General features: G+C 64.4%; 2 protein-coding genes. Both read right to left on the bottom strand.

What is annotated here, in order from left to right:
• Positions 1-262 precede the first annotated feature (262 nt).
• A complete protein-coding gene (gene ltrA, locus JOY90_RS14550) occupies positions 263-1,570 on the bottom strand; it encodes a group II intron reverse transcriptase/maturase (RefSeq protein WP_291691817.1) in 1,308 nt (435 codons plus the stop codon).
• A gap of 696 nt (positions 1,571-2,266) precedes the next feature.
• Positions 2,267-3,598, bottom strand: a complete 1,332-nt coding sequence (locus JOY90_RS14545) for a nicotinate phosphoribosyltransferase (protein WP_291691816.1) — start codon at positions 3,596-3,598, stop codon at positions 2,267-2,269.
• Positions 3,599-3,728 lie beyond the last annotated feature (130 nt).

The following is a 3,728-nucleotide window of genomic DNA, read 5'->3' as shown; positions in this document are numbered from 1 at the left end:
GGGCGCGCCGTCGTCGCTCGGATGCGCGGGCCAGAATGCTTTCGCGTCGAACCGCGCGACGGCATCGGCGACGATCGCCTCGATCTCGGTACGAGCGGCAGCCTCGTCCCACGGCTCCGGCGTCAAGGCGATGTGGCGCTTGGGATCGAACATGATTGACACATTGTAGGGCCGAGTAGGTGAGGATGTTTCCACCCTCACCCCTCACGGTCCCGGACGTGCAGATTTCCCGCATCCGGTTCTTCGCGGGAGAGCTTCGTTTTCAGGTGGCATAGCGGTGGACGATCCTGGCTGGAGGCAGCGGGTGGCGGGCGAGTAACGCGTTGAGGCGATCCCACGGGAGTCGCTTCGAGCGCGTGCGTCGCGCGAGCCACTTACGCCACGTCTTCATGACCTCGTGGTGATACTGCTGCAGTCTGCGCGAGTTCCCCGTGATGCCGTAGTAGGCAAAGTGACCAACGAGCTTAGCATACAGCCGGGCGAGCTGCTCGAGGATCGGCCGATGCCGATTGGCTCGGCACCAATCCTTGACCGCGAGCAGCGCGCGGGCAAGGCGGCTTTTTGCCGTTATTTGCCGCACCACGTTCTTGCCCTTCCGCGATTTCACCCAGGTGTGGGTGAAGCCGAGGAAGTCGAACGGAGGGTCCTTGCAGTCCACCTGCGTGCCGCCGCGGCGCTGCGGGCGGAAGTCGATGAAGCGCGTCTTGTCGGGATGCAGCGTGAGCCCATACCGTCCAAGTCGTTTCCCCAACACTTCCATGACCCGTTTGGCGTCGTGGTGGGTCTCGAAGGTCATCACGAAGTCGTCGGCGAACCGCACCAGCGTCGCCTCCCCCACTAGGCGCGGTCTCGCCTCGTCCTCGAACCACACGTCCAGCACGTGGTGCAGGAAGATGTTCGAGAGCGTCGGTGAGATGACTCCGCCTTGCGGGGTCCCTTCGGTCGCGTAGCGCAGGAGCCCGTCTTCCAGAACTCCCGCCTTCAGCCATTTGTCGATCATCCGCCGAATGACGCCATCCGTCACTCGCTGGTCAAGGATAGTCCGCAGTTCTTGGTGCGGGATCGAGTCGAAATACTTGCGTATGTCGACATCCAGCACCCAGTGCTGCCGTCGCACCGTGATGACGCCTGACAGTTGTTGCAGCGCCTGGTGCGCCGAGCACCCCGGCCGGAAGCCATAGGAGCACGACCGAAAGTCCTGCTCATAGACGGCCTCCAGAACCATGGTGATCGCCCGCTGCGCCACCTTGTCTTCGAAGGTCGGGATGCCGAGCGGTCGTTGCGAGCCGTCCGCCTTGGGGATGTAGGTTCTGCGCACCGGCGGAGCTTTGTAGCGTCCGGATATGATGCGTTCCCGGAGGTCCTTCAGGTTGGCTTCCAGGTTCGCCTCGTATTCTTTCGCTGTCACTCCGTCGATACCAGTTGCTCCATCCTTGCGCGTCAGCCAATAGGCCTCTCGCATCCATTCGAAGTCGATGACGTGATGCAGCGAGAACAGCACCGTTCCCGGTTTCCTCCTCGCCAGCTCGACTATCCAGTGCCGTTTCGTTAACAGGTTTGCAGGGTCCATCGTCCCTTCCCGTGTGTCCCGCCACTGGTTCTCTCCACGCGGCGCCTCCCTTTCCTCCTTCGGGGTCCCGGTGAGCCCAGTTCCCCCGCTCTCAGCGGTACTACGAAGGCGCTACGACTTCCCATCGCGTATCCATGGTCGCTTATTGGTTCGCTTCCACTGCCCACGGGTTACCTCCGCGTTCGTGCTCGCCGCAGCGCTCCCGCAAGATCGGAGGGTATCTTCCGGGCCAGGGCGCTTGCTTGTCCGGCCGCCCCAACTGCCGGCTTCAAGTTACGTGGACGCGAATGGGATCTCTCAGGTCTCCAGGCGATCCGTCCCGTGCCTCTGCTCCGTTCCTCGACCCCGGTCGAACCAATGTACCCTCGCCATCTCGGTTACATCGATGCTGCCCCCGCTACCCATACAGCGAAGGCTTCGGCAACTGGCTATTTCGGGGCTCACTCCCGCAGCTTCGGCACCCGCTGACCTACGCTTCGCGTTTCGTGTTGCCACTCACGCGCAAGGCTCGCTTCCGGCTGGCTGGCTAGCCTTTGCCGGGAGGGCGTCGAACCCTCTGGACCGCTATGAGAGGTTTCAGCTCGTGTTGACGATCATCCCCCTCTCCTGTTCTCCTGACGCAAATGGGTTGAGCCTTCGCGAAACCCATCACTTCACGACGGGCGATTGATGGGTTTCGCAAGAGCTCAACCCATCCTACAGACCGAGGCGGCGGTCGAACTCCGCCGCAAGCTTGATCACGCGTTCTCCGACCCGCACCGGATAGGACGCGCCGGGTTCAAGCCGGCGTAGCGGCTCCGGCAATCGTTCGAGCTCGTTCGCAGAGCGCGCCCGAATATCGGCAAGCGTCGGGGGCGCGGCGAGACGGCGGCCATCGCGCATCACCGGAACGATCAGCGGCTCGCCCGGCTCGCGGTCATCGTCCTCGAGCGACAGCAGGTCGCCGGCGAAGCGCCCGTCGGCTCCGCTCACGCGCCAAACCTGCTTGCGGCCAGGCCATGTCACCTTGCCGGCCGATCGCTTGCGCCGCGCGAGGCCGCCGTATTCCTCGAGCTTGTAGGCGCAATCGAGCGACGGCGCGTCAAACGACGTGGTGAGGCTCGTGCCGACGCCGAAGCCGTCGATCGGAGCGCCGGCCCGCATCATCGCCGCGATCGTATCCTCGTCCATACCGCCGCTTGCAAAGATGGCGATCCCGCTCAAGCCGCCGTCGTTGAGGATGCGCCGCACCCGCCGCGAGAGCTCAATCAGATCCCCGCTGTCGATCCGCACCGCGCGGATGGTGATCCCGTCGGCCTTGACGCGCGGTGCCAGAGCAACGACCTTGCGGGCCGCAGCCTCGGTGTCATAGGTGTCGATCAGGAGCGTCAGGTTGTCCGGCCGCGACAGCGCGAAATGCTCGAACGCTGCCGCCTCATCATCGTGCGCCTGAATGAAGGAATGCGCCATGGTGCCGAAGATCGGGATTCCGAACCGCTGCTCCGCGAGCACCGTCGCCGTTCCGGCAAAGCCCGCCACGTAGCTCGCGCGCGCCGCCATCAGACCCGCCTCCGCGCCGTGCGCGCGACGGAAGCCGAAGTCGACCATCATCTTTCCCGGCGCCGCGAGCATGATGCGCGCGGCCTTTGAGGCGATCATCGACTGATAATGCACGATGTTGATCAGGCGTGACTCGACGAGCTGCGCCTGCGGCAGCGGCGCGGTCACGCGCAGGATCGGCTCGTCCGGGAAGAACACCGTTCCCTCCGGTATCGCGTGCACGTCGCCGGTGAAGCGAAACGAGGCCAAGTATTCGAGGAGCTTCGGGCGGAACCGCCGCGTGCTCGCGAGCCACGCCACGTCCTCCGGCGAGAAGCGCAAATTCTCCAGATACTCGAGCGCCTGCTCGAGCCCGGCGGCAAGCAGGAAGCCGCGCCGTTCCGGCAACCGGCGCATGAACAGCTCGAACACGGCGGTGCCGGTCTGGCCGCGGTCGAGGTACGCCTCCATCATCGCCAGCTGATAGAGGTCGGTCAGCAGCGGGCTCATCGCAACGCTCATCTCAGTGCCCCGCCATCACAAGTGATCACCGCAGCGTGTCTTTGTGAGACCGACGCTGGCGCTCTTTCACCTCTCCCCGCTGGCGGGGAGAGGTCGGAACAAGCGCGCTTTTGCGCTT

The organism is Bradyrhizobium sp. (assembly GCF_019242285.1).
Lineage (GTDB): Bacteria > Pseudomonadota > Alphaproteobacteria > Rhizobiales > Xanthobacteraceae > Bradyrhizobium.
The sequence above is the reverse complement of the archived record's forward strand: the minus strand, read 5'-3'. Positions and strand labels throughout refer to the sequence as shown.